A 3,336-nucleotide genomic window follows, 5' to 3' on the forward strand; every position below is an offset into this window, starting at 1 on the left:
TCACAGGAGTAAGGTTTCATTCTACAGGCACTTAGACGTTGATATACTCCATCATCCCATACTGTATTGCACTCAAGCAGGAACTGCTATAGTTGCATCCTAGAGTTGACTTTTGCTTGCTGTTCAGCTTGACTAAACAAACTTCCTACTACCTTGAGAAAGTGAGTCATATTTTGCTCTAATTTTTGAGCGCTAACCTTAACGGCATCTCCTACCCCTTTGCTAGCAATACTTTCTTTGATAGCTTCGTCTCCCCAACTACGTATATTCGTACTGCCGCCTTTAGCACCATCAGGAATCGATATTTGCGGCGTTTCATCGGTAACAATCCAAATGCCGTCTGGAGCTGTTTCTAACATATTACTTTAAATATTTAGATGGAATTTTCCTATAAATTATAGATACAACGGTAGAGATAGCGATTCCGATTACTAAGAAATTTCACCGAATATCTTGGACAATTCTCAATTAGGGGCTAATGCACAGAGAACTTTGAGATGTTGAAATTAGTGAGATTTAAGAGTTTTAAACAGTCCAGTGATGTCTGTCTTGAAAAGTGACGATCGCTCTTTGCGAATCCGTGTAACTCTATCCCCGTAAACATTTATAATTTGTCTATCGGTCTATTAGCCCAGAAGTTAACTTCTGAGCGGAATGTGGGGATTAGCCAGATTTTAGGGTTTTAATCAATCCAGCGATTGCACCAATGATGATAGAGATACTGAGTGCGATCGCAAATGGGCTAGAAGGTTGTTGCAGCAATACAGGTGTAACATCAACTTGGTATTGTGGATTTGTGGGTTGGACAGATGTAATACTGTGTTTTGCTTGAAAAGTGGTTGTTTGGCTATTAAACATTTATTTTGACCTCATCTCAATTGCTCTTGAGACAAAGGTAGTTTGACAGCAAACTGTTTCTCCAGAGCAAAACAGTGCAAACCAAACTGAACCTTTCTGAACTAGTATCAACTACAGCCAAGTACTACACTGGAACCAGTGATGTCTAAGTAATCTACTGTCCATTCATGAGTAGAACGCCAAAGTCTCGTAGTATCGCAGCAACCGCAGAAGGACTTGAACAAGTTCGTTGCAGAATGGCTGAACTTAAAAAGCCAGACGACGAAATCTTGAATAAGCGTGGTAAAAAGTCTTGGACTCAGGAATACTTAGCAAAAAAGTCTTTTGTAGACGATAGTACAGTTAAAAGATTTCTCAGAGGAGAGGCTGTAGATGAAAGTAGTTTCCGGTCTATTATTGATGCTCTGAGTCTAAATTGGAATGATATTGCTGATGAAAGTTCATCAGCACAAACTATCAACTGGCGCGAAGTGTGTAACAAGATGCTAGAACCGCAGCGGCGGACAACCAGCAATTTCATCATGCAAGATGAATCTGCCAGAAAAGATAAAGAACAAATTTATGTTCCTTTAGCACTGGTACAACGCACAAAAATAGATAAACGCGACAAGGGTAACTTTTCTCCAGATGTGGGAACACAGCTTTATGAACCGCAGTATGAAACGCAGCAGCGATTTGAGCATGAAGCTTTCTTAAGTCAAATTCTAGAACGCGGTGAAGGTAAAACCAAAGGCCAGCAAATAGCTGTGATTGGAGAACCAGGTGCAGGAAAAACAACACTCCTGCAAACTATAGCTTTTTGGGTGTTAGAGAAAGACTTAGGTTTACCAGTCTGGATTTCTCTGGCAGACTTGGGGCGAAATGGTACTTTGACAGATATTCAAACATATATATGTAATAGTTGGCTAGAGCAAGCAATTCCTGCAATACAATTAACTCAGGAAGTGCGGGAAGACTTTACAAAGCAAATACAGCAGGGACGAGTGTGGCTACTGTTAGATGGAGTAGATGAAATGTCTGGAGGGGAAGCATCTCACCAGCCATTAGAGGAAATTTCCCGTCAGTTAACTGGATGGGTAGTGCGTTCATCGCGGGTAGTGTTAACTTGTCGGCTGAATGTTTGGCAAGCGGATGTTAACGCCCTGGAAACCTTTGAAACCTATCGCTTGCTAGACTTTGACTATCCCCAACAGGTGCATCAATTTATCGATAACTGGTTTGGCAACCTCAGTAAAAAAGGAGAACGGTTAAAGGCAGAATTAGACTCAGCTGAACGAGTACGCCTGCAAGACTTGGTGCAAACTCCCCTGCGGTTGGCGCTGTTGTGTGGTATCTGGCAGACTGAGGAGGGAAATTTACCAGAGACAAAAGCGGGACTGTATCATCAGTGTGTGCAGCAATTCTACAGATGGAAACAAAACCGTTTCCCCACCAGCACAAAAGAACAACGCGATTTAAACAAAGCCTTGGGACTTTTAGCACTGCGGGATATCAAAGAAGGCAGTTCGCGGTTCCGGTTGCGGGAAAGTTTTATTAGTGAGGAACTGGGAGATGTAGATGATCAGACTTCACTATTTTACAAAGCTTGGCAACTCGGCTGGCTAAATCATGTAGGAATTGCAGCTGAATCTCCTAGCAAAGAAAAGGTTTATGCTTTCTACCATGCCACCTTTGAGGAATATTTTGCCGCGTTAGCTGTTGACGATTGGCACTATTTTTTGAATCACGTTCCTGAAAACCCGCAACAAGGAATATATCGCATATTTGAGCCGCAGTGGAAAGAGGTGATTTTACTGTGGTTGGGACGAGAAGATGTAAAAAAGCAACAGAAGGAAGATTTTATCAAAGCATTAGTAGAGTTTGAAGATGGGTGCAACAGTCAGAGTCAAATTCATAACTGGAAAGGGTTTTATGAATATCGAGCCTATTTTCTAGCCGCAGCTGGGATTGCCGAGTTTAAAGATTGTGCTTCGGCAGATGCGATCGTCAAGCGAATTGTTAAATGGGGCTTTGGTTATTTAAATTTTAAAAAACAGCAGTGGCAGAGTTTTGACGAACATATAAAAGAAAAGGCTAAAGCTGTACTGGCAGAAACGGATCGCAAAAAAGCGATCGCTGCATTAGTGGAGTTAATTCGTGATTCTCAATCTAAAATTGACCCTTGGGGAGCGGCATATACTTTAGGGGAAATAGCTCCAGATAATCCCACTGCGATCACTGCATTAGTGGAGTTAATTCATGATTCTCAATCTAAAATTAACCCTTGGGGAGCGGCATATACTTTAAGGAAAATAGCTCCAGATAATCCCACTATGATCGCTGCATTAGAGGAGTTAGTTCGTGATTCTCAAGATGAATCTAACCGTAGGCAAGCGGCATCAAGTTTAAGTAGAATAGCTCCAGATAATCCCACTACTATCGCTGCATTAGTAGAGTTAGTTCGTGATTCTCAAGATGAATCTACCCGTAGGCAAGCGG

At 41.7% G+C, this 3,336-nt stretch carries 3 protein-coding genes; 1 reads left to right on the top strand and 2 read right to left on the bottom strand.

Annotated features, from left to right (window positions below; genetic code table 11):
* Nucleotides 1-86: 86 nt before the first annotated feature.
* Both V7K89_RS07230 and V7K89_RS07235 read right to left on the bottom strand, forming a co-directional pair.
* Nucleotides 87-359 carry a Pepco domain-containing protein gene (locus V7K89_RS07230; protein ID WP_335185708.1) on the bottom strand — a complete coding sequence of 91 codons (273 nt, stop codon included), beginning with the start codon at nucleotides 357-359 and terminating at the stop codon, nucleotides 87-89.
* 304 nt (nucleotides 360-663) lie between these two features.
* Nucleotides 664-858, bottom strand: coding sequence for a hypothetical protein (locus V7K89_RS07235; protein WP_335185710.1), 195 nt, complete (start codon nucleotides 856-858; stop codon nucleotides 664-666).
* Between the two features lie 167 nt (nucleotides 859-1,025).
* Between V7K89_RS07235 and V7K89_RS07240 the strand changes: the two genes are divergently transcribed.
* Nucleotides 1,026-3,336 (top strand): NACHT domain-containing protein (locus V7K89_RS07240; protein WP_335185712.1); only part of this gene is annotated, 2,311 nt, incomplete at its 3' end.

Origin of the sequence: Nostoc sp. (assembly GCF_036917515.1) — a bacterium.
Lineage (GTDB): Bacteria > Cyanobacteriota > Cyanobacteriia > Cyanobacteriales > Nostocaceae > Nostoc.